Source organism: Halonotius terrestris (assembly GCF_006861665.1).
Classification (GTDB): domain Archaea; phylum Halobacteriota; class Halobacteria; order Halobacteriales; family Haloferacaceae; genus Halonotius; species Halonotius terrestris.
In genome coordinates, this window is the sequence record NZ_RKLU01000006.1 from 78,678 (window position 1) to 101,578 (window position 22,901).

Below are 22,901 nucleotides of genomic sequence, written 5' to 3' on the forward strand. Positions count from 1 at the left end.
CAGGAGAGCAACCAAACGAAACCGCCGGAGTGTAGCCCAATGAGCCCTTCTGAGATCGAGCAAGAAAACAGGCTCAACAACCAGCCATCATTCGACGATGTCCGGTGGTCAACCTGTTCGCTCGAAGACTTCACACAGCTCTACTGGGAACAGATCGCTCCATGTCTCGAAGCAGAGGGACTCGATCCTACAACAGAGAAACCAACTCACCAGTGGTTTCGAGATAACGGTGTACGGTCATTCCTCGCCGCTCTGCGTCGATACCACGACCGGTCTTTCGGGGAATTCTGGAGGGAGGATCTGGGCCTTGATGACGATGATACCACCTACACATGGGCAACCTCTGATGAGCAAACAATCGAGGCTCTCGAACGATTCTTAGATCGCAGACAATCGCGGTATGGTCTTTCGACGTCCTCCGTTGACACGCTTCGAACACGCCTGAATCTCTATGTTCGAGCCTACGTAGAGGCAAATGACACAGACGATCTACTCTCACCGATTCACCGCGAAGGAGACACACCAGCCTATGAGGCTGTTGACGCGTGCTATGCCGCGTTTGACTGGCTGAATGAAGGTGTTGAACGCGAGTACAGTGCCCAGACGCTCCAACGGGTTCGACGCATTGTCGACGCTTGGTATCAGCATCTTGTCGGCCGACGAGTCGCCTCGATGAACCCCGCTAGCGGGCTGTATGAAGAATTCAAGTGGGAAACGGAGGACTCGCCGACTCCATCACTGTCAGCGAAGCATATTCGCCGATTGATGCAGGTTGCAACGACCCCACGAGACCAGCTATTAGTAGTTGCCCTCGCCGGATGGGGACTCCGGGCAAACGAGGTTGCATCACTCCACATTTCGCAGTTCAATCGTGATGTCCATGATGACGAGGTTCCCCATATCGAATTCGAGAGTCGAAAGAACGGCCCCGGAGAGGTGTCTATATTATTCGGGCTTGAGGAACTAGATGCTCAGATCAGCGAGCTAAGTGAGGACGAGACATGGGAGGGATACATCTTCCCATCATCACGAGGTGAATCACCACACGTAACGCGGGATACGATCCGCAATTGGTTCCAAAAGCTTGCCTCGGAAGCTGAGCTGCCAGATCGAATCGAAGGAGAACGGCCGAGCCCACAGCTTTGTCGTCGATTCTGGTATGATACCTATACAGCAGTCCTCGAAGGTGTCCTCGAAGGCGTCGAAGAAATCGCTGCAGAGCAGGGGAGTAGCGACCCACAAGTCGTAATGCAGAATTACCTCTCTGATGCACGATCTCGCCAGCTACGTCGTGAATTCATGCGTGAGCAACTGGCTGGAGTCTTCACCAGTGAGGGCTAATCGAGGTCATACCCCCACTCACGGAGTACCTCTGCGATGAGCTCTGGATTTCGCTGTGCAACGACCATGGAGGCCTCTCGGTAATCAGATTTGTAAACATTCTCTCCGAGCAGCTCTTCGAGCGTATCTTTGAGCTCGTCCTCTGCTTCGAGCACGCTTTCACGAAGAAAGTAAGGCACCTGCTCGCGTCCTTCGTTTACTTTGTCTCGTCGTAGCTTGTATGGGATTGAGTCCATCGTCGGTCGTTGAGATTCTGTTTCAGGAGTACTCGACGACGGTGTATCCTCACTTGGGTCGTCTAGATCGGTTGCTGATGGATCAGCTTCTTCCCTGTCTGTTTGTGGCTGATCTCGCTGTTCAGCGGATTGATCCTCGTCGTCATCAGCTTCATCGAGACCAGCATCTCGTGAACCAGATTTGAGCCCCATTATGCAGTCACCTCTGGCATTTCGAGTCCTGCTTCCTCTTCCAGATGACGAGCCAGCTCGTCAAATTGCTCAAGCGTCTCTGTTTCGTAGTCTCGCTTTCTGCTACGATGTTCTTCTACGTATCTATATGGACTACACTGTTGTTTCCAGCAGCCTTCCATCAGTGATCCACGTTCGCCAATAACCACAGGGACTGGGAATCCACTCCCGCGAAGATCTTGTAGAATCTCATTTTGATCACGTGTATCTTTATATCCAATAGGGAGAACCGCAAGCACTCCAACGTCAATATCAATGCTCTCCTCAAGACCTTCGACAAGATCATCCAGTCCCTCAATTGATTCCTGTCCTTTTGCAGTCGCCTCAAATGGAATTACAACGTTCCTGACTGCGACTAATGCGTTGTACAGGATCGGACCTGCTTTGCCTGCAGAGTCAACGATGACGACGTCATACTTATCTCGAACATTCGCTTCACTGAGGACTCGGTGCAGTTGATGATACATGCTGTATGACTCTCCGAAATTCTCAGCCTGATTTTTTTCATTCAGGAGGAATTCGTGGAGGTCCTCCAGCATATTGTGAGAGGGTATTAGATCGATTCCCTCCTCGACCTCGATTGTGAGATCCTGGAATTCTCCTTGTGGCCGTCCTACGAGATGTCGAACTAAGTTATCGACATTCGGATCTCCTCTGTCGTAATCAGGGCCGAAAAAGTAGGTGAGGCTACCGTTCTGTGTGTCCATGTCGATAGCAAGGACATCATGGCCCGCACGGGCGTGACTCGCTGCGAGGGTCGCAGCAGTGGTCGTCTTTCCGACCCCTCCAGCTTCTGAGACTGGCGCATAGGTGAGCATTATAGGTAATAGTACGAAGCTGTGAATATAAATCTAAGTCAGACATTGTAGCTAGAATATATAGCTATATGGTGTAGCTATACTGTGTGACTATACTACACACCTATAGTCTATGGTTCTCTCCAAGTCAAAAATACGCAGCTATAGTATAGTTATAAACTATAGCTGAAAACTATAGTTATGAGAAATAGCTATCTCATTTGGTGAGCTACTATATTTACCTCGGAAGAACGAGGGTTGGCAATTCAGTGAACATGCACTCCCAACTTAACCAACACAACACCACACAACTCGGCTATGTTGGTTAAGATTCGAGAGCTTCGATGATCTCCTGAGCAGTTGAGCTAATCCGACCAAGACGCTCTTGGATCACCGCCGAATCATCGTTTTCCCACGCCGCTAGATAGAACGCAGAGCCACTCGTATCCAAGTCGAAATATCGACCGACGATGTACGCAACAGCCTCGGCTTCGACCTCTCGTTTCGCTCGTTCGGGTTCACTGTCGACATCGAAGTGCAGCAGTGCGTGCGCATATTCGTGGATCAGCGTCACCGCCAGATCGGCCTGATTTGCTCGGGCCTTTGCTTCAACAACAGGGTGAAACGAATGGATGCATCGGTACTTACAGACTCCCATCGCCGCTCCGTACTCCCACTCGTCGGCCTCGACAATGCGAACGGTCACCCCGAGGTCTTCGGCTACCTCCGTGAGCCTCACCACGAGATCGCCAGCATTCCCTGTGGCCGCAGTCTCTAACTCGGGAAGGGGTTCACCCTCCGTTTGAGAGACATCGAAGACAGTCGTGGGTCTGAAGCCGACAAGCCCTTTCGACCACTCTCTTGGCGGGGTTTCGTCATACTCACAGTCGATCTGCTCGTGATAGCTGGGTGCATTTTCGCACTTCGGACAGCGCTTGGAGATGATCGGAGCCCAGATCCAGATCGCCTGCTCGCTCTTCTGGACGTGCCTCTCGAAGTCGTTTCGCCAGGTGTGGTAGCCTGCAACCTTCGTTGCCTTGGGACACTGGAGTTTGATCAACAGCGTATTTTGATGGGAGTACTCGTGGAACCGACTCTGGACATCGAGCCACGCCTGGAACTCTGTACTCTCTTGGGCATCATCAACGTGATCGACGAGCTCGTCGATCCAGTGTTCAATCGTACTGTGCATCTCATCGTGCCGGGTATCCTGCTCTTCGAAGGAAACCGACGTTGCACTGGTTATATCCATGAAATTCACACGACGAGTTCTACTTTCCCGGAACGCGCCGCACCCCTCGGGGCGCGAAAAAATACTGCGGTTCTTGCCTAATTGAGCAAAGTAGTAATCAGATCAACGACATTGGTAATGATTGACGTGCNNNATNNANNGCGCGAGTCGGTCGCACAGTTCAAACGAGTCCAGCGAACCAGAGACCCGTATAGGTCAACGTCAGCATAGCCAGGACGATGCCGACGATACCGAGGAGACGCCCTTGCCGTTCGCTCATACCGATTTCTGGAACCGGTACGTAATACTTCTACTGCCGACACAGCTACCCTGATGAATACATGCTCTNTATNNANCANTNNNNTTTCAATTACTGTTATATTGGAATAGGCTCAACGGTATTGATTGCATGATACAAAGTCAGGTGTATGATGTAAACAATTTATTACAAAATACTCGAAATATTAACTTATTATCGGATTCTAAAATATAATAAAATATACTGAGAATTCAATTACTGCTCGAACAAGTTAACTTAGATCTCTACGAAAGTATTAACCTATCATGAGAGAATATCAGGAAAACTATGAATCATGGTGATGAAGAGGATATACCATTTACTCGTCGGGGATTTTTGACGACTGCTATTGCACTAACGTCGTCAGCATTTGGCGCGGGCGGTGCTATAGCCCAGGCTACAGAAAATAAAGCAGAATACAAGATCGGGCTACCATTGGAAAAACAATGGTCAACTGATTTTACAGGGTTTGGTGGAATTGGCACTCCTCGAGTTACCCTTGGGACGATAGCGGATGGAGTACTGTATCTAAAGTTGGATTCGACCAATAGAGATTCGGCCAAACTTGTAGCACATGACATTGAAGCCAACTCAGGTATCTGGGAGACGACAGCTGATGATTACGTCTCCCCACCAATTATAATCGATGGAACACTTCTCGTCTCTGTCCTCTCTGATCTAAAAGCCTATTCAGCGTTGGAGGAACCCGATTCGACTCTATGGGAACATGAAGCAACGATGGATATTGTGTCATGGCCTAAAAGAATCAAAGATAAATTTGTGGTCCCTGAATACAACGCTGAGCCTCGTGATAGTGGTGATAATGACTATAGCTACGAACAAGGCCGATTAGCACTATATGATCCTGATGGGACTCAGCAATGGGCTGTCGAAGGTGAGTACATCGAGTATCCGTACTCATATGATGATTCTATAATCCACATTGAAGGCAAACAATACCGAGCCGATGACGAATACCATGTTTCCAGTGGCCGGGTTGTTAGTCGCGACTTCGAAACTGGTGATAAACAGTGGGAAAGTTCTGATTTCGATATTTGGAATATTCGCCCGACACGCTCGGAAACGATTCTTACACACTCACGGAACGATGCGATACGTGGGATTGACTCCGATTCTGGAACTGTGGATTGGACCGTAGAAACTGGGATTGGTGTCAAAGATTTTGATGCTGGCCCATCCAATGTCTACATCGGCGTGGGTAATGACTTACAAGCAATTGACTACACAACAGGAAGCCGCAGATGGACTCGAACCGAACTTTCGCCGTTTGATATCAATTACTACGGTGGGCTTCTGTTTGTTGGTGCAGATGGAGGAAATTTCTATGCTTTGGACGCAGCAACAGGTAAAACTGTATGGGATGCAGCTCATCCGAACGGAGTTGGCTATCTCCGGATACTTGACGGGAATCTCTATACTTTCTCTCAGAATAGAGTGTCGGTGTTTGCAGGAAAACGAGGGGAAGCAATCGCAGCACTTGAAAATTCACGCTCAACGGAAGGTTTAGGAAGCATTAGCTCTGTGGTTGCAAATCTTCTCGGTAGAGACCGGGCACTTTCACGAGCAGAAACCGATATTGAAAATCAACAGTACGAATCTGCATTGGATGAGGTAACCAACGCAACGCTCCAAAAACAAAGTGTTGAGGCGACTGCTGCACTAATTTCCAGTGGGATCGTTTACGGGGGCGCCCGAAATACAGGAACACGTATCCAAAAAAGGCGGTTACAATCGTGGCTGCATCAATCAGATGAACTCTATCCCCTGCAATCCGGTGCCCTTAGAGGGCTTAGCCCGGATAATATTATTCAGCAAGGCAAGGAGGCGGAGGAGGAACTTGATCACATACGGTGGGGTTGCAGTCTCTTATCTCTCGTCAGTCAATCAGATGATTATTCAGGAGTGATAAAGAAACTCGCCCGAGTCAACAACCAACATGAAGATCTTCTTGCTCTTTCAAAAGACCTTGCCGAATTCGAGGATCATATTCCCGTACAAAAATGGAAAAGCCAGTTTGTAGAAACAGTCGATAGTGATCTCAATAGACTTGAGGAGCTACTTCGCTTGGGTAATCAAGCTGTTCGGCTGACTGAAAGCTATCACCGTGTCCAGCAGTCGAATGCAGAAGAGAGGCTTAATTTGGCCACTCTTGACTCCTTAATTCAGTCCACACAATCACCGACAAGTGAAAATCAACATCCCATTGAATACATTGAGATCGCTTTGCAGGCGGTAGAGACCTTTACAACCGCTCACAGTGAACTTACACAGTATGATCTCTCAACTGTAGAGAATAATCTTCAAGACAGTATTGATGTGCGCCATACAGACTACAGCACAGCCGAAGCCGACCTTGGGAATATAGAGGAACTTTTGAGCCTTGCTATGGAGTCCGAAACTGACCGGAAATCTACAGATTTCACACATAGTGATCTCTCTTCGATGGACATTCAGGGATGGATTCACACTGCCTTGAGAACTGTATCTACCGATGAAATGGAGGAGATACGCAATACCATACGCAATCTCAAACATGGTGTCTGGAAAACAGAACATCTTCACGCATATTCACCATACGAGTTTGAGGTGCTGATTTCTGATCTATATAAAGATCTCGGATATCAAACCCAAGTCACGACAGAGGGAACTGATGGTGGAGTGGATGTTATTGCCGAGAGCCCTAATGAAACACTGATAATTCAGGTAAAACAATACACGAATAATAATATCGGTCGTCCAACGGTTCAACAAACCGCTGGTGTCCGTGATCAGTTTGGAGCAGACAAAGCCATTGTCATCACTTCCAGCGATTTCACTGGCACGGCCGAAGAGGCCAGTCGTGATTTTGGCCATCGGATGGAACTCATTGATGGAAGGTCTCTGAAAAACATGCTATCGCAATCGAGTCTGATACCGCCTGGAGAGAACGTCAGAGTGGCTAACAAACAACCTCAGCAACGGCAATAACTGCTCGGTTGAATAGCAGCTGAGTCACGGCTAGAGCGGTTCACACAGTGGTTCAATGTTGATAAGAGCGAACATTAAGATGATTTCACGAAACTGTAAATACCACCCCCAGCACTCACCCTGCATCGCTGGGCAAGCGCTTCGTTGTCGAGTATGAAGCATCAGCCATCCAACATTGCGAGTAGCCGTTTACCTCATTGAGCGCGTTGTTCATGGTTGCTTTTGTTGACGTTCTGCGGGAGTAAACAAGATACTCAACGTCAAGCGCAGTTATCAAAACAGCGCGTAGCGTACCTTCGGCCGAATAACGATCCGTTCATCCTGCAAACAGTGGTTAATCCACAAGCACTACGTTGGGGTCAGCTGAGAGCTGATGAAACGGAACGAACGAAAGGCCTCCGTGCTCGATACAACCTCTATATCTTGCACATCCGGATTTGCCAATTCTGAGAGCATTTTCTTATTCGACTTCGACCCGGATCTCGTCCGCTCGTCGCTTGAGACGTTGCAAAATCTGAACTCGGCCTTGGTTCGCATTTTCGTAGGCGACACACGCACGCAACGTCTCCATATCCTTGATCGTGGCAATGCCAGCGTCTACGAGCCGTGTATTCGACGATTCGAGACGCTGTTGTGGGGTGAGACCACTCGCTTCTCTGGATTGATCTGCTGACTTACTCAAATTGATTCGCCTCCACCCCCTAGTGAGGCGATGAAAAAATCTGGACGGCTCCCTACTTGGTTCCCTCTGCGGGTTGGATCTGCCGAGTGGACTCAGCAAGGTCGTCGATGTACGCCCGAAGAGTCTCCATGTCACTCCGAGCATCCTCGAGGGTCTTCGCTTTCACCTTCGCCGTTATTTTGTCTTGATCTCGTGTTCCCGTCCCACGAGTGAGTTGCACAGTGAGAGAGACTCCGACATCGCTCCGCTCAAAATACTCTGTTTGCTCCGGCTGGGATTGGGTTGTTGACGATTCCTCTGTATCAGCTGTTTGGTGTTTCGAATTAGACATTTGGGTTCATCGAGGCACGTGTATCGGCCTCGCACCCCTCAGAGGGAGATAAAACTGCCCGGCGGCTCGATACGCCATTCAAAGATTCCTCTACGCTTAACCAACATTCTGAGCAACGGACTGTTAGTGTTGGTTAAGCCTGACAATGGTGTTCTATGCAGGCTTTGGTCCGTATCGGGGATTCCCACACTCTCCACATTCCCAGATCGGTTGGCCACTCCAGTCCTCAGAAGGAAGAGACTCGAACTCCTCAAAGCGGTGGGTAGTCTCCCGATCGCACTCCCAGCACTTCATACGGTGTTTCGTTGGAACACTCGGTCGATGGCTCTCTTCGTGGTTGTCGTCGACAGAGTCTTCGAGCGCAATTGCGGGAACTAACCAGCGATCATCTATATTCCCTAGCAGGCTCGTGAGCTGTTTTGTCTCGGTAATCGCATTGCCCGCCTCATCATACAGGAATCTCCCATGTCGATCCTCACGAGGCGACTGCGGTTGATCTGACCATACTGTCTGATCACGAACAGCAGCGAGCAGCTGTTGGCCCTCGTGAGAAGTGACTCGTACTGCCTCGGGGAGCGAAGGCCACCGGTCAGCCAACTGTTGTGCAGGTTCCCCATCGAGATCGTAGACCATCTGGCACTCGTCGACTGCGGGGTCTTTGTCGGGGTTCGAAAGCAGCGTTGCTGCCGCTGATCCCTTTGCCACCGCAGCATAGAACGTTGAGGCTTCGACGAGGAAATGGATCACATGGAGAAGTGCCGACTCATCTGTTGAATGATCCTGGTCGTCGTCAAAACCATCAAGGTGGTAGGTGAGACAAAATTCGCACTTCGTTTGGGTAGCGGGGATAGAGGTTCCACAGGAAGCACATTCACTCTCAGTTTGAGCGATCTCGTCTGGGTATTCCCTGTGTTGTTCAGTAGTAGCTCCTTCGACCTCTTTCTCAGTATGTTCAGATAGTTCTGCATCAGGAGTCGACGTTGCTTCGCCAAGCGGTCGGAGTTCTTCAAAATCAGATTGTTGATCCGTCATACGGAGTCTGACAGTAGTGGTTCCGTCTTCGCATATATACTTCAAGCTGGAAACTGCAGAGTCGGCTTGAAAATCGAGATCGAAAAATCAACGCCGGCCTACCAGAATGGACCATCCTCCCGTCGAGATTCCGTCTGGGTGAGTCCCGGCTGGGGATCGAACTCCGTTGACGGAAGGCTCAAATCCTCGTCAAAGTTCCCAAGGCGTTGCTCGGAGTGTGGAAATTCCCAATGGCCGAGGGACCCCCGTACCCACGTTTGGTCGGCCTCTAGTACCAATCGAAGCGTCGGCGTCAGTGTCCCGGCGAATCGTTGTCGTTGCTCTTCGCCAGATAGCGAGCCGAGCTCGCCAATGGCGACACCATCGAAGTCGGGATAGTTAAGAAAGCCACTGACAAGCAGTTCGTCGCCGTGAGCGATAGCCAACCAGGAGTAGGCCTGAAACGGCGCGCTTGCCGGGTTCGTTAGGACCAATCCCGAGTCATTCAGTGGCTGGTAGTCACCCCTAAGCGAGTCGGCGACGAAGCCATACAGCGCGTCATACCCCGAGAGTCCGGGCGCGAACGTATCGACGTGGCTTGAGACGAACAGGTAATAGCGGCCCTCACGGTGGACGAGGTGTGGCCGTTCGATCTCTTGATTCACACAGACGCTATCAAAGATTGGCGGGCGGAATTCCCAGTCAAGTGGATCACCCGTTGGTGACACCGCAAGACCAACACACCCGTTGAATGCCTGCTGATCGCTCTGTCCACCGCAGTCGTCGGAGGCTGTCGGCGTATTCGACTCAAACAAGAGGTGTGTCCGGCCGGTTTCGGGGTCCTCGAAGAACCACGGATCGCGGAAGGTGTAGGTCATCTCGCCCGACTGGGCCTGTGTTTCATACCACTCACCGTCCGGCTCTAGCAGTATCTCGTGTGTGCAGGACCCTTCGATGGTGGGCTTGCCGCCGTCCGTGTCAATACTCGCGCCGTGGCCGACTGCAAGCCGTTGAGTGTAGGTCAGATCATCGCTATCGGCGTCGCCGGCAGCAGTATAATAGAAGTAACACTCACCGTCGTCGTACAGTGCCGACCCAGCCCACTGCCGAGTGCCGAGTGCATCATCGCCGAAGACAGGCCCACAGTCGGTCCACTCAGAACCATCTCGGGAGACGAAATACCGGTGTTCGGCGATATCGTGCCGCTCGCCCGGGGTCACATCGGCCGGAGCGGTCAGCGAGATCAGCACCTGCCAGCCGTCGATGGTGGCAATTTCGCCGTTTCGGGTCCGCAGCGGCCACGTATCCCAGACATGATAGTCGGGAGCTGGCTCTGTTTCTGGCAATCCAGCAGGAGGTGCGACTGTACCCTCGGTTCGCTCAATTCGATCAGCTGCCTCACGGCTCCATCGGCTCCACTGTGATTCAGTGTTGGAGTCGCTCATCGTCCCTCCATGAGGTCGTTGACAGCGTCCCGGTCTGGCAGTGCGGTCATCGCCCCACCCTCAGTTGTTGCGAGTGCGGCGACAGCGTTGGCGAAGGCAAGTAACTTAGACGGGCTACGGTTCTCGACAAAGGCTGTAATCGCGCCGGCGAGAAATGCATCACCAGCACCGGTCGTATCGACGGCGTCGATCTCATAGCCCGGATGCTGCCACTTGCCGCCACCCCACGGCGAATCACTCTCAGCAATCGCTCGTGCGCCTGCTTGGCCTTCGGTCAGTAGTACGATCTCCGGTCCTTTCTGGAGGAGTCGCTCAGCGAAGTCCTCATTGGTAGTGTTAAATGCAGTTGCTTCGAAGTCCTCGCGAGTCATTTTCAATACATCTGTTTGCTCGAGCATTTGATCGAATGTCAGCGTCATGTCGTCGGTGTCGGTCCACAGCTCCGGTCGGGTGTTTGGATCGAAGACGATCCGACAATCCGCTGCCCGTGCCCGCTCAACTAACTTGAACGTCGCCGAGCGCGCTGGTTCAGATGACAGGGTCACACCGCCGACGACGACCCAATCAACCGCCGACAGCGTCGCGGTATCAACCACATCGGTCTGCAAAACCGTATCCGCCGTCCGCTGGCGATGAAAACTGAACTCCCGATCGGCATTCTCTCCATGGCTGACGAACGCCAACGTCGTCGAGTTCTCGACTCGGGTAATGAATCGCTCAGGAAGCCCCTCGCTTGCCAAACGCTCGGCAAGGAACTCGCCGAATGGATCAGTCGAAATGGTGCTACACAGCCACGGTGTCTCCTCCAAGCGGGCCAACCCAACCGCAACGTTCGCGGGCGCGCCGCCGGCCCGACGGTCGAACGTCTCGACGTGCGACAGTGCGCCGGGGTGGTCGGGAATAAAGTCGATCAGGGCTTCACCAGCGACCAGCACGGATGGCTCGGAATTAGTCATCGGCACTGGCTGGGGTGTCCTCACTCCCGTCGACGGTTGCTGGCTCGGAGAGCCCATGGGCGAGTGCAACCTCGCTGTCGGCATCGAACAGATGGAGGTTCGATTTGTCAAAGACCACCGATAGTGGTTCGTCTTCGCCAACATCGGCGGCTGGCCCGACACTCATGAGCAGCTGGCCACTGGCTCCAGGGTCTTCCATATCGACAGTCGCGCCTTGATCGGTGACGAGATACACGAAGATCTCCTTGCCCATCGGCTCGGTCACATCAGTGTAGGTGTCGATTTGTGCGGTCACATCGCCGGTTGCGGTGTCACTCGGCAACACGTGTTCGGGACGGGCCCCAAGAACGACGTCCTGTCCGACGGCTGCATCGACCGTGCTTGGATCGAATTCGACATCGAGGTACCCCGCATCTGACTCGAAGCCCTGGGCTGTCAGGTGGCCCTCGATGAAGTTCATCGCCGGCGAGCCGATGAAGCCTGCCACGAACAAATTCGCTGGCTCATTGTAGCATTCCAGCGGCGGCGCGAATTGCTGGAGATCGCCATCATCGATGACGGCGATCCGATCCGACATCGTCATCGCTTGGGCCTGATCGTGGGTCACATAGACGATGGTCGTATCGAGTTCGTCGTGGATGCGCTGGAGTTGGGTTCGCATGTGAACCCGCAACTCGGCGTCTAGATTCGCCAGCGGTTCGTCCATCAAGAACGCATCTGGTTGGCGGACGATTGCTCGGGCGATAGCGACGCGTTGTCGCTGCCCGCCAGACATCTCACTGGGCATCCGATCAAGCATGCCGTTGAGCTGCACCGTATCGGCGGCCTTCTCGACGCGTTTGTCGATTTCGGCCTCGTCGAACTTCCGCAGTTGGAGTCCAAACGAGATGTTATCATAGACGTCTTTGTGAGGGAACAGCGCGATATTTTGGAACACCATCGCAATGCCGCGATCTTTGGGTGGGAGCTTCGTTACGTCACGCTCGCCGATTGAGACCGTCCCCGAGGTGGGTTTGGTGAGTCCGGCGATGGTTTCGATTGTGGTTGATTTTCCGCATCCAGAAGGCCCGACGAGTGTGATAAACTCGCCATCCTCGATATCGAGGTTGAGGTCTTCGATTGCGATGTCGGTGCCGTACTCCTTTCTGATGTGTTCGAGTTCGATGGTTGCCATTATTCTTTCAGTGCTCCGGAAGTAAGTCCGCTGACGATTTTCTCCTGGGCGATGACGACGAGCGTCGCCACCGGCAGGACTGCGACGATGCTTGCGGCTGCCATCAGGTCATACCGAACCTGGAACTGCGACCGATAGGAGATGATGCCATCAACGATCGGGGCCCAATCTTGGGCCGCCGCGCCAGTCATCAAGAACGAGAAGAAGAACTCGTTGTACACGGCGATGAACGTGAGAATCCCAGCTGTCGCCACACCGGGTGCCGACAGTGGGACAATGACTCGGAACAGCGCGCCGAGTCGGGTGGTGCCCTCAATGCGTGCGGCGTCTTCGAGCCCGTCGGGAATCTGCCCGTAGAACGTGGTGAGGATGAAGATCGCCAGCGGCAGGAACACCGCACTCAGCGGGATGACGACCCCGCCGGGCGTGCTGTATAGTTCCGGCGGCGTAATTCCCAAGAAGCTGATCTGCTGATTGAACAGCTGAAACAGCGGGATGAAAAACGCCGCTGGGGGGAAGAAGCTGATTACCAATACCGCCAACATCATCGGTCGTTTGCCGCGGAACTGGAGCCGACCGAATGCGTAGCCCGCAAGGCTCGCGATGAGCAGGACGAAGATCGTCGTCAGCGTCGCAAACACGAGGCTGTTGAACATATAGAGGTGGAACGGCACCTGCTGGAAGATTTCAATAAACGAGCTGGGATCGAACCCAGTCGGCAACAGACCAACGCCCTCACTGACCCGGCTGCCATCCGAGAACGCGATCATCGTGAGCCAGTACAGCGGAAACAGCGTGGTAAACAGGAAGAAGATCGCTACCGTAGCGAACATCGCTCGGTAGACTTTCTTCGGATTGGCGATTGCACTATCGACCCAGTTGGTGAAGAGACCGCCTGTGTCGGTGTCTGTACTGTCCGTCTCGGGCTGTGTTGATTGACTCATTGATGGGTGCCTCCCGAACTGAATTTGAGTGCAAGGAGGTAGACGGTGATCGCCGCCCCGATGATGATCGCCGTAATAAAGGCGACTGTCGCGGCCGACGCATAGGCTTGCGTCGAGCCAAACATGGTATCGACTACGAGACAGGACAGCGATGGAACGGTGCCACAGCCAGCTCCGGAGGCCTCAATAATGCCGTAGACGCGCATGGCGTCGATGGTGCGGAACAGCATCGCCACGAGCAAGGCGGGCAAGATGAGGGGGAGTGTGATGTGGCGGAACCGCTGCCATGGCGAGGCCCCGGCGACTTCAGCCACGTCATAGAGGCTCTTGTCGATACTTTGCATCCCCGCGAGGATGAGCAACGCCATGAACGCCGATGTCTTCCAGATATCGGCGACTGTGGTGATAATAAAGGCGTCAGTGCTGTCAGTCAGTGGATTCGCCCCGAAGACGCCGATTGACTGCAGTGGCCCCGAAAGGAAGCCGACTGAAGGATTAAACAGGAGATAGAACAACATCCCCTGAATGACGATTGGAATCGCCCACGGGAGGATGATTGCAACCCGTACCCAGCGGCGACCGCGGTACTCCTTGGCCATGATGTAGGCCTGCCCGAAGCCGATCAGGGTCTCGAAGACCACGCTGATCACTGCAAACGCGATGGTGACCAGCAAGGCTTGGCGGAAAAACGGAGTGCCGCCGGTGAGATCGATGAGCGGCCGAGCGAGCAGCGGGTTCTGGTTCGTGAGAACGTCGATGTAATTCTGCAGCCCGACGAAATCGCCGACTTTGGCCGCGCCGAACAGTTCATCCTCGTATAACGAGAGTTTGAACGTTCGCCATAACGGCCAGAAGGCGATGACGGCGAGGACAAGGAATGCTGGTATCAACAGCAAGTAGGCGTAGGCCTCCTCGCTGAGGTTTTCCATCCACGCGAGCCCACGTTTGAGTGGGTTCTTACTGCGGGATGGCTGTGATTCAGTTGCCATCGTGGTCTCCGGTTATGTGAGTAGTGTACATGGGTGAATCATGAGGTCGGTTCTATAGATCTTCCAAGTCCGACAGTGCTGTCGAGAGATCACTCATCGCCGCCGACGGCGTCTTGTTGCCTTGGAAGGCGTCGTTGACCTCTTGGTGAACTTGCTGAGATTGCTGTGGCCACACCGGCGTGACAGGTCGGGAGACGGCATTGTCGCCGGCGATAGCGAGCGTCTCCGAGTAATCGCCGTATGCCGGGTGGTCACCGGCCAGACTCTCGACAAGATCTGGCTGGTGGGGAAGGAACCCAGGGCCGTCGAGGACGGCTGCTTGGACTTCCTCCGAGTGGACTGCACGGAGGACTTCAAGCGTTTCGGCCATATCGTTGGTATGCGGATTGACGCCCAATAGCCAGCCACCCTGTGCGGAGACCGTGCCGCCAAGGCCGTCAGCCTCGACTTCGCTTTCGCTTCGACCATACGGCATTGGCATCACGCCGAGTTCCTCGCCCTCAGTGAACTGTTCATCACCCTCGGCCATGCCGATGGTATAGGTCCAGTTGCGCATCGCAACTGCGTTGGAGTCCCCAACGAATGCGCCATCAGTGTCGGGTTCAGACCACCCAAAGACTTCTTCGGGAGCACACTGGGTAATATCCTGACTGGCCTCACCGTTGCCATACACCATATCACGGGCGACGTTGATCGACTCAAGGACAGCTTCGTCTTCGACCGTTACCGGACGGTCACCGACAGGGCCAAAGAGGTTGTCGAGGTCACCGAAGTAGGCCCCGCCGTAGGTTGACATCAGTTCGTTGAACGAACAACAGGAGAGTCCGGCGTAGCTGTCGGCTTGCCAGACATAGCCGTAGTCGACATCGGACTGCTCGTGGACTTCTGCGACGGTCGCACTCCACTCCTCCCATGATGGCGGGTCGGTCGCCCACGTCTCGAAATCGCTGTCGGAATACCCCGCTGCCCGAAACAGATCTTTTCGGTACTGCATCGTCGGATAATCCGGGAAGAATGGGAGTGCCCACATCTCGCCGGTGTTGGGGTTGCTTGCGGTCCGAACGAGCATATCGAAGCTGTCGGCTTTGACTTCCTCGATGAACGAGCTGTCCATTTCTGCTTCGAGGTTCGCGATGTCACCCCGCGAAATGAACGGGATCGTCCACCCGTTGTCCATCATCATGATATCGGGACTGGACTGTCCGGCATCAAGCGTGCTCACGAAGGCCTCCGACCGGGAGTCGGTGTCCTCCGGGCCAGCCGAAATCTCGATGTCAATTTCCTCGGAGACGCCGGCGTCATAGAACGCCTGAATGTCGAGATTCTGTGCAAGGTTTTGGTTGCCGGAAATGACGACCGCGTCGCTCCCACTGTCGCCATAACAGCCGGCGATTGAGGCCATTCCTGCAACTCCCGTCGCCTGGAGTACTCGTCGCCGTGTTATCGAGCCGGTTTGTGCATCATTCGTCGGTGTCGCCTGGTCTGCCATTACAATAGATTATATATCATGGTAGTTGATAAACCTAAATACACTACAACACCTGTTGTTAACAACTCATTGTCTCCAATAGAAAGCGTTATTCAATTCAATTCAATTCGACCGAGTGATCAGCGTCTTCGACGATGATTTGGGTCGCTTCGACGTCTTCGATTACAGCCCCCCAGCCCCCGACGCTCAGTTGTTCGTCATCTGTTTCGACATACAACGTTGCCTGTCCCGCAACGCGATAGGGGGCTTCTGCACCGTCGATGCCGGTGGCGTACTCGGTATCGGTAACCCGGCCGGTGAATGCCTGGGGTTCCCCAGTTTGCACATTGTGGCCCTCGACGCTGACGATGAACGTGACGCCGTCTTCGACAAAGGGCGTAATATCACCAACCAATCGCCGAATATCGACATACTCGATGGGCGGTGTACTCTTCCGTTCAGTGTAGATTGTTTCACAGTGATCCCAGAGACAGGTCATGAAATACCAATGGAACACGTAGCTGTGCGTCTGGTCGTTCACCAACATCCCATATTGGTCGATTGAATCTGGATGATGCGAGAAACAGGCTTTTTGTCGATCTATCAGGGCAACGAACGGTGCTGGGAGTCGCCGATGACGAGCCTCTTTGCAAATCCCGTTGAACCGGTCGGCTTGGGGCGGGTCTTCATCGGCTTGTGTATGCAACGAGATCTGGATAGCGACCCCTCGATCATGGGCTTCCCGAAGGGCGTCTTCGAGTTGGTCGATATCTTCAAGCGTTGCTGAGAGATGGACTTGATTTTCAGAGTCCCTGATGAACTCTTCGGCCCGATCAACGACAGTTTGGAACCGCTTGACGATGCTCGCTTTGTTACTCTTTAATTCCGGCTGTTCCCACCGCGTTTCGACCTCAGCTGCGGCGGCCTCAAACTTATTGGCCCGCTCCTGAAGATTCTCCATAACATCCGTTGGATCGTGTGCACGGGCCTGCAGTGTATCCTGTTTGTAGGTTTCCACGTAACCACGGTCTGCGAGCGACCGGAGGATATCGTAGATTCGTGGCCCAGGAACATCACTTTCGTCGGCTATCTCAGTCGCGGATGCTGTTCCAAGATCTAAGAGTGTGACATAGACCTTCGCTTCATATGGCGACAAACCAGCGTCTTCTAAGACGGTAACAAAGGTTTCACTGTCCATTACCGTTTCCTTGCTATCACCCACTGTAAAGAATTCGCTCAACTATTTCCTATATCAGAATGTTGGCGGCCGCTCAGTGCGAGAGTCCTGCTAACTTATTTTGATGGGAACGCACGGTTTTCGGTACTACATTTGCAGCATCGGCAGCTGCCCGTTGTGTGAGCGGCTGGCCGTATTCCTGTGCGGACGTATAGAGACACGCTGCTGCGAATCCAGAGGGGCGGACACCCACAGTCTTCTCGACTGCTTCGGAGTGTTCTGCCAATCGCTGAGCTCGGTGTCGAACCTGATCCGAAACGCCGAGTTCGGATGCAAGCCGTGGGACGAACCCACTGGGACGAACCGGTTGGGTTGGCAATCCGAGTTCTGTATTCAGGACTTTGTACGCGTTCAGCACCCGCTGCTGATTCACTCGGGCCAACGCCGCGATCTCCTCGATTGTCCGGCCGAGCCCGTTGCACCGACATGTCCCATACACACTTCCGGCAGCCATCGCTTCGAGTGAGCGACCTCGAAGAAGCTCTTCAGATTGGGCACTGCGAAAGAGCTGACAGGCTTGGTCTCTGATCGACCTCGAAAGCCCGAGGGCACCCGCAATTCGCTTGACCTCACCGAGCCCGAAAGCAAGGTTTCTCTCTGCTTTCGATCCGAATCGACCACGGCTGTGTTCCCGACGCATCCTGGAGAGTCGAGCCCGCTTCGATCCAGCGAGCTGGTTGCCGTTTCCATCTCTCCATCGCCCGATCTCGGTCGATAAGCCGTTATCGTGACGAGCCACCGTCCGTGGTGGCCCCACTCGACGTTGTGAGTCTGGCTCATCGCCAACGTTTCGCCACTCTGGGCCGTGGTCGATCCGCTGCTCATCAATGAGTAGACCACAGCCCTCGCAAGCAGTTTCCATACTATTTGTCCGTACTTGACCACCGCACTCAACGCAGGTAGCAGATTGATCACTCGTTACATCCTCATCGAAGGTTTGTCCGTAGATTTCTCTCGTAGCCATCGGTAACACACGAAGTGCGTTCTGGACACCCCGCACCCCTCTGGGGGGTGACAAAATACGCAGGGCTGTCTAGTCGGGCAGTTCGCGTCGCCCGGTCTTCACACACTCCCAACAGGGGAAGTCATCGTTGAGGTACTGGCAGTCGCACTCTTGGAGGTCTGTGTCGTCTTCCGCTACAATCGGTGTATTTTCGGTACGCACTCCACCGTCTGCGACCAGCTGCATTTGGGTGGCTACGTCCAAGATTTTAGGCCGGATTGCGATTGCCGTTCGGTGCTTGCAAGGGCCCTCATATCGCTCTTCTGCAGGGCATTCACAGGCAGTTGGGATCCCGTCGACGACGGTGACGCGGTATTCGTGCTCAGCTGGTTTGAGGTGGCTCTCGTTGCGAACAAGGACATCGCCATCGTACAACGAGAACGCGAAAGCCTCGTACTGAGCTCGTTTGAGAACACGATTCGTCGGGCTAAGTCTTTCCAGTACAGTTTGAGTCATTGAGGAACGGAACTCGATAATTGAGTGTCCGCGCCCCTCGGGGCACGAAAAAATTTTCTGGCGGATTCGTTTTTCGAGCTATTTGAGTAAACTTTGGCAAGGATGATTTCCAGCTCGTCGACATTGGAGAGCAAAAGCTACCCTTCCTGTATTATCTTACGGGAATGAAGCGAGCCTTTGTCGGTAGATGTGTTTCCGATATCCAAATCCATATTTGGATGGTATAGAATGGTAGATTAATGTCAGTTTCACGTTCGAAAACAGTTAGCCGCTTGGGTAAAAATGATCTGGCATATATTGAAACTCTAGAGAAAATTTACCAGTCTGAAGACATATTGTATGAAAATGTGGCCACGCGTGCAAATGAAGAGTTCGAATATACAGAAAGTACTCTCAACCCATTTATAAATTTCCTTAAACGTACTTCAGTAATTCAAGAATCATCGGAAGGGTTTGCGACAATCGATTCGGAGCTACGACAAGAACCGAACTATACATTCGCATACCGTCAACGGGTTTTGGATCTATTTGATGACAATGTAATCGGATTCTACGATGTTATGTATTTCTTACTTGCAGCGCCAACACCGATCGAACAAATTGATTCGTTCGTTAGCCAGCACTACGATGTTGACTGGTCCGGTACGAAGCAAACCAAGAAACGAGTCGATTGGCTTCGGTCACTGGGATTTGTTGAGATGGTCGAAGGCTCGCGGCACTACGAACTGACAGATGATGGGATAAGATACGTGCTTGGACGTAGTAAGTCTGGAATACCTCATCCACGACAAATATACGATAATAAATTTGAATTTAATTTCTATCAGATTGAGACTGCCGCACTCGATTTGACAATACCAGAGGATCAAGCGCTCTTTTTTGATAATGAACTGGATACGAGAGATCAGAAAATTCTTGAAGATCGATTGGGTACAAATGTTAATAAATCCATATTTTTGCTTTATGACGAGAACAAATGCCTCGGATATGGGAGATTAAGCGGTAAATTTGATGATAACAACGGAAGTTATGATATAATAACTATACAATTCCGGAAATTCAGCAGTGCGCGAAATGTTAATTTTGATGGTCCGCAGACAGGTGGTATACTTAGAGTAAGTCCAGACGATGCTGTCACTATTCTAAATAAAGGGTCAGAACTGTACCAAACTGTAACTCAAAACATAGCAAAATATCCATCACTACCAGGACCCGAAGAATTCGATCCTTATGATGAAGCATCTACCAATGATGCTGAAAATACGTTTTCTAATTCTACCAACCCTGAACAATCCACAAATGATGAAGAAAGTGGATTTCCTGATGGGGATGTTCCTGAAGAGTCTGAATCTCGCTTTTCAGATGATGAAGACAATGAGGAGCGCGAAAAATTTGGGTACTTAGACACGACATATAAGCAATACGAGTATGAAAATTCACCATTCAGCACTGATAGGAAGGAAAAACCGACACTAGAAGGACTCCACTATGAAGACGAAGAGGGATTGGTTGAACAAATCATCACATCACTCTATTGTGGAGATCACATCATCCTAGTGGGTCCACCCGGCACTGGCAAAAGCGAACTTGCACGGCAGGTGACTGAACACTTTGTCGACGAAAAATACAGTATGGTCACAGCCACTGCCGATTGGTCAACATTCGATACAATTGGAGGCTATCGGCCAAAAGGAGAAGACAACAAGTTAGAATTTCGTGAAGGCGTGTTTCTCGATCGATTCCAAACATCAGATATGAAACCGAAAAATGAGTGGCTGATCATTGACGAAATTAATCGCGCGGATATTGACAAAGCCTTCGGCTCACTATTTTCTGCTATCGTAGGCGATTCAGTGGAGACACCATTCGACGGACCATATGAAGAACCAGTTGAAATTCTTGGCCCTACCGATACAGACAAAGATGTATGCGGGTCGCGGTATCATATTCCAGAGAGCTGGCGACTTATTGCGACGATGAATACCTATGACAAGACGTCACTCTATGAGATGAGCTATGCATTCATGCGGCGATTCGCGTTTGTCCACATTGAGCCACCGTCCGAAATTACGGAAGAAGTGGTTCAAACGTATGCCGATACGTGGGACGTCGGTGAATCAGCACCGGTGGATGCTATCGCTCAGATCTGGGACGTGATTCAACCAGAACGATCACTCGGCCCCGCATTGTTTGAACGGGTACTCACATACCTTGAGGAGTCTGAAAGCGAAGACCTAACGCGGCCCCTAATGATGTATGTGCTCCCTCAATTGGAGGGGTTAGCCACACAGCGTATAGTGGAAATCGTTCGTGCCCTACGTCAGCTGGAGCTTTCGGAGCTAGCAGACCAGCAGTTAATAGATTTCTGTAGTGACTACTTTGGTATCAAAGCAGATCGGTTTGAACAGCATGAGTGACAAGACTAGCCACCAGGAACTAATCGAGCAGATTGCCGGGGATTTCAACACTTATCTAAAGAAGGGGGTTCGATTCGGTTCGATTCTTGGAGACAGTGAACCCACACTCGAAATCCACGATATTGACACCCTACTGAAAATATATTTTCTATTGGCTACGGAAGACGACTTCCAGGAAATCGGGCCCACTGCACCATCAACAAGTGTGCGTGAGTTTCTTGACACACTTTCGGAGGAGTTAGAGACACTTCCAACAGGGACAGCTCGTGAATCGTCTTTCACGAGGCATATCGAAGGTCGAGTGGACTGGAATGAGACACAAAAAAAGCGGTTGCGAAGAAATCCCGCTGATTCAACACATTATGAAGTCCAGACATATCAGGAGTCATACTCTGATGATTCGAATCTGGTTTTGAAGTCACTGCTCGATGAGATCAAGACCATACTGGACGGACCACTTTCCTATGCAGTCGATCAGCCAGACAAATACGACTGGATCGGCGAATGGGGGAGAAGCACTGCCGAAACGTTTCAAGAAGATATAATGGATAATATCCACGTCCAACGTATCGATACTGATGAGATAGGGATTACAGAGCGTATGCTAAAAAAGGCCGGTCGCTCACGGCACCAGATATATCGAGACGCAGCAGAACTATTGGGCTATCTCAGACGCTTGCTTCGATATGATATCCATACAACTGAGGTTCATCGTTTATTACAAATCTTGTTCATAGCCCCAGACGATGACGATACAAAGACACTGTTTGAACTCTACTGGGTATTCCGTGTCTTAGATTGGTTCTCGGATCCTACGTTCAACCTTATAACTGCCGGGACAAACACTGTCGCTGAGTGGGAAGCAGACGGGAAAACCTATCGAATGCTGCACAATTCTTCGGGCAGCGATGCAGTATCATTCAGACTCACGAACGAAGATTTGGAGTCTGAAGCAGAAGCCACTGCAGAGATGGTTCCATTTGGCTATCTTCGTCGACGGATGGCAGTAATGGAAAATAAGCGGGACATTGCTACCCAAGCCTTCGATACGAAGAGTCAGCTTAGACAGTGGCAGGGTCGTCCAGATTTATTACTTGAAGAGCACGAAGGAGACGAATTAACCGGTGTGTTAATTGGTGAGGTGAAATACACTAATAAACGGAGTACAGCTGTTGGAGGTCTTGAGGAATTACTTGAATATCTCTACCTTGGCCAAGGAGACAATGAGTATCTGATGAGTGATTCTGGATCAAGTCTAAACTGGGTACACGGAGGACTATTTGTCGATGAATCCACTGGCGTTTCTGGGACTTACGACAGCGTAACCGTTTTAGAAACGAATGAAAACATCCCTGAATCCCTATTCGGCAGTTAGCATGTCTGCAGATAGATGGGAGTATTGAGATTAGAGAGTCGGATTGGGGAAGATTGCGTGAATTTTCATCAGCAACCCTATTCGCTCGTCTATCGGCATTTGCATCCAATCTCCCGGGTGTCAAGTTGGGTAAGGAATACAGAATGGTCGACGAGGGTTGTTCGACTGGAAAATCATTCTCTCCGTTTGTTGTTTCGACTTCAGTTAGTGTGTCGACTTACTCCGACAGTTGTGCTCTATGATCCGCTCTGGAAGGCCCTTCCGCCCATACACGGGACACTCCAACAGTTC

At 51.9% G+C, this 22,901-nt stretch carries 19 protein-coding genes and 1 pseudogene; 4 read left to right on the plus strand and 16 right to left on the minus strand.

Features of this window, described 5'->3' with window-relative positions; translation table 11 throughout:
• The first annotated feature begins 39 nt into the window (after nt 1-39).
• A complete protein-coding gene (locus EGH24_RS12320) occupies nt 40-1,341 on the plus strand; it encodes a tyrosine-type recombinase/integrase (RefSeq protein WP_142980439.1) in 1,302 nt (433 codons plus the stop codon).
• On the opposite strand, the gene EGH24_RS15620 is transcribed toward EGH24_RS12320, so the two are convergent.
• The 3 genes from EGH24_RS15620 to EGH24_RS12335 all read right to left on the minus strand — a co-directional run bounded on the left by EGH24_RS15620 (nt 1,338) and on the right by EGH24_RS12335 (nt 3,857).
• Nucleotides 1,338-1,769: a hypothetical protein gene (locus EGH24_RS15620; RefSeq protein WP_246057989.1), complete on the minus strand. Its 432-nt coding sequence runs from the start codon at nt 1,767-1,769 to the stop codon at nt 1,338-1,340. The genes EGH24_RS12320 and EGH24_RS15620 overlap by 4 nt on opposite strands.
• Nucleotides 1,769-2,626 (minus strand): ParA family protein, encoded by an 858-nt coding sequence (locus tag EGH24_RS12330; protein WP_142980440.1) that lies wholly within the window; start codon nt 2,624-2,626, stop codon nt 1,769-1,771. The genes EGH24_RS15620 and EGH24_RS12330 overlap by 1 nt, the downstream gene beginning before the upstream one ends.
• 304 nt (nt 2,627-2,930) lie before the next feature.
• Complete coding sequence (locus tag EGH24_RS12335; protein ID WP_142980441.1) at nt 2,931-3,857, minus strand: DUF955 domain-containing protein; 927 nt, start codon at nt 3,855-3,857, stop codon at nt 2,931-2,933.
• 565 nt (nt 3,858-4,422) lie between these two features.
• Between EGH24_RS12335 and EGH24_RS12340 the strand changes: the two genes are divergently transcribed.
• Nucleotides 4,423-7,122: a restriction endonuclease gene (locus tag EGH24_RS12340; protein ID WP_142980442.1), complete on the plus strand. Its 2,700-nt coding sequence runs from the start codon at nt 4,423-4,425 to the stop codon at nt 7,120-7,122.
• Nucleotides 7,123-7,152: 30 nt separating this feature from the next.
• On the opposite strand, the pseudogene EGH24_RS15625 reads toward EGH24_RS12340, so the two are convergent.
• The 13 genes and pseudogenes from EGH24_RS15625 to EGH24_RS12405 all read right to left on the minus strand — a co-directional run.
• Nucleotides 7,153-7,396: pseudogene (locus EGH24_RS15625) on the minus strand (IS5/IS1182 family transposase); the annotation flags it as partial.
• A 186-nt stretch (nt 7,397-7,582) separates the two neighbouring features.
• Nucleotides 7,583-7,804, minus strand: coding sequence for a hypothetical protein (locus tag EGH24_RS15630; RefSeq protein WP_142980443.1), 222 nt, complete (start codon nt 7,802-7,804; stop codon nt 7,583-7,585).
• Between the two features lie 52 nt (nt 7,805-7,856).
• A complete protein-coding gene (locus EGH24_RS15635) occupies nt 7,857-8,135 on the minus strand; it encodes a DUF7389 domain-containing protein (protein ID WP_142980444.1) in 279 nt (92 codons plus the stop codon).
• A 153-nt stretch (nt 8,136-8,288) separates the two neighbouring features.
• On the minus strand, nt 8,289-9,167 hold the full coding sequence (locus EGH24_RS12360; RefSeq protein ID WP_142980445.1) for a biosurfactant protein 1: 879 nt from the start codon (nt 9,165-9,167) through the stop codon (nt 8,289-8,291).
• Nucleotides 9,168-9,265: 98 nt separating this feature from the next.
• Complete coding sequence (locus tag EGH24_RS12365) at nt 9,266-10,591, minus strand: glycoside hydrolase family 68 protein (protein WP_142980446.1); 1,326 nt, start codon at nt 10,589-10,591, stop codon at nt 9,266-9,268.
• A complete protein-coding gene (locus EGH24_RS12370; RefSeq protein ID WP_142980447.1) occupies nt 10,588-11,547 on the minus strand; it encodes a carbohydrate kinase family protein in 960 nt (319 codons plus the stop codon). The genes EGH24_RS12365 and EGH24_RS12370 overlap by 4 nt, the downstream gene beginning before the upstream one ends.
• Nucleotides 11,540-12,721, minus strand: a complete 1,182-nt coding sequence (locus EGH24_RS12375; protein WP_142980448.1) for an ABC transporter ATP-binding protein — start codon at nt 12,719-12,721, stop codon at nt 11,540-11,542. Before EGH24_RS12375 ends, EGH24_RS12370 begins: the two co-directional genes overlap by 8 nt.
• The gene (locus tag EGH24_RS12380; protein WP_142980449.1) at nt 12,721-13,665 is read right to left on the minus strand and encodes a carbohydrate ABC transporter permease; all 945 of its coding nucleotides are present in this window, start codon (nt 13,663-13,665) and stop codon (nt 12,721-12,723) included. The genes EGH24_RS12375 and EGH24_RS12380 overlap by 1 nt, the downstream gene beginning before the upstream one ends.
• A complete protein-coding gene (locus EGH24_RS12385; protein WP_142980450.1) occupies nt 13,662-14,654 on the minus strand; it encodes a carbohydrate ABC transporter permease in 993 nt (330 codons plus the stop codon). The genes EGH24_RS12380 and EGH24_RS12385 overlap by 4 nt, the downstream gene beginning before the upstream one ends.
• Nucleotides 14,655-14,706: 52 nt before the next feature.
• Nucleotides 14,707-16,056 (minus strand): extracellular solute-binding protein, encoded by a 1,350-nt coding sequence (locus EGH24_RS12390; protein ID WP_185903319.1) that lies wholly within the window; start codon nt 16,054-16,056, stop codon nt 14,707-14,709.
• A gap of 184 nt (nt 16,057-16,240) precedes the next feature.
• Entirely contained in the window at nt 16,241-17,320 is a 1,080-nt protein-coding gene (locus EGH24_RS12395) for a TrmB family transcriptional regulator (RefSeq protein WP_142980452.1), read from the minus strand.
• Nucleotides 17,321-17,393: 73 nt separating this feature from the next.
• Nucleotides 17,394-18,323 (minus strand): transcription initiation factor IIB, encoded by a 930-nt coding sequence (locus EGH24_RS12400; RefSeq protein WP_142980453.1) that lies wholly within the window; start codon nt 18,321-18,323, stop codon nt 17,394-17,396.
• 69 nt (nt 18,324-18,392) lie between these two features.
• Nucleotides 18,393-18,818 carry an SWIM zinc finger family protein gene (locus EGH24_RS12405; protein WP_142980454.1) on the minus strand — a complete coding sequence of 142 codons (426 nt, stop codon included), beginning with the start codon at nt 18,816-18,818 and terminating at the stop codon, nt 18,393-18,395.
• A gap of 239 nt (nt 18,819-19,057) precedes the next feature.
• On the opposite strand from EGH24_RS12405, the gene EGH24_RS12410 reads away from it, so the two are divergent.
• Nucleotides 19,058-21,235: an AAA family ATPase gene (locus tag EGH24_RS12410; RefSeq protein ID WP_142980455.1), complete on the plus strand. Its 2,178-nt coding sequence runs from the start codon at nt 19,058-19,060 to the stop codon at nt 21,233-21,235.
• The gene (locus EGH24_RS12415) at nt 21,228-22,610 is read left to right on the plus strand and encodes a hypothetical protein (protein ID WP_142980456.1); all 1,383 of its coding nucleotides are present in this window, start codon (nt 21,228-21,230) and stop codon (nt 22,608-22,610) included. Before EGH24_RS12410 ends, EGH24_RS12415 begins: the two co-directional genes overlap by 8 nt.
• Nucleotides 22,611-22,901 lie beyond the last annotated feature (291 nt).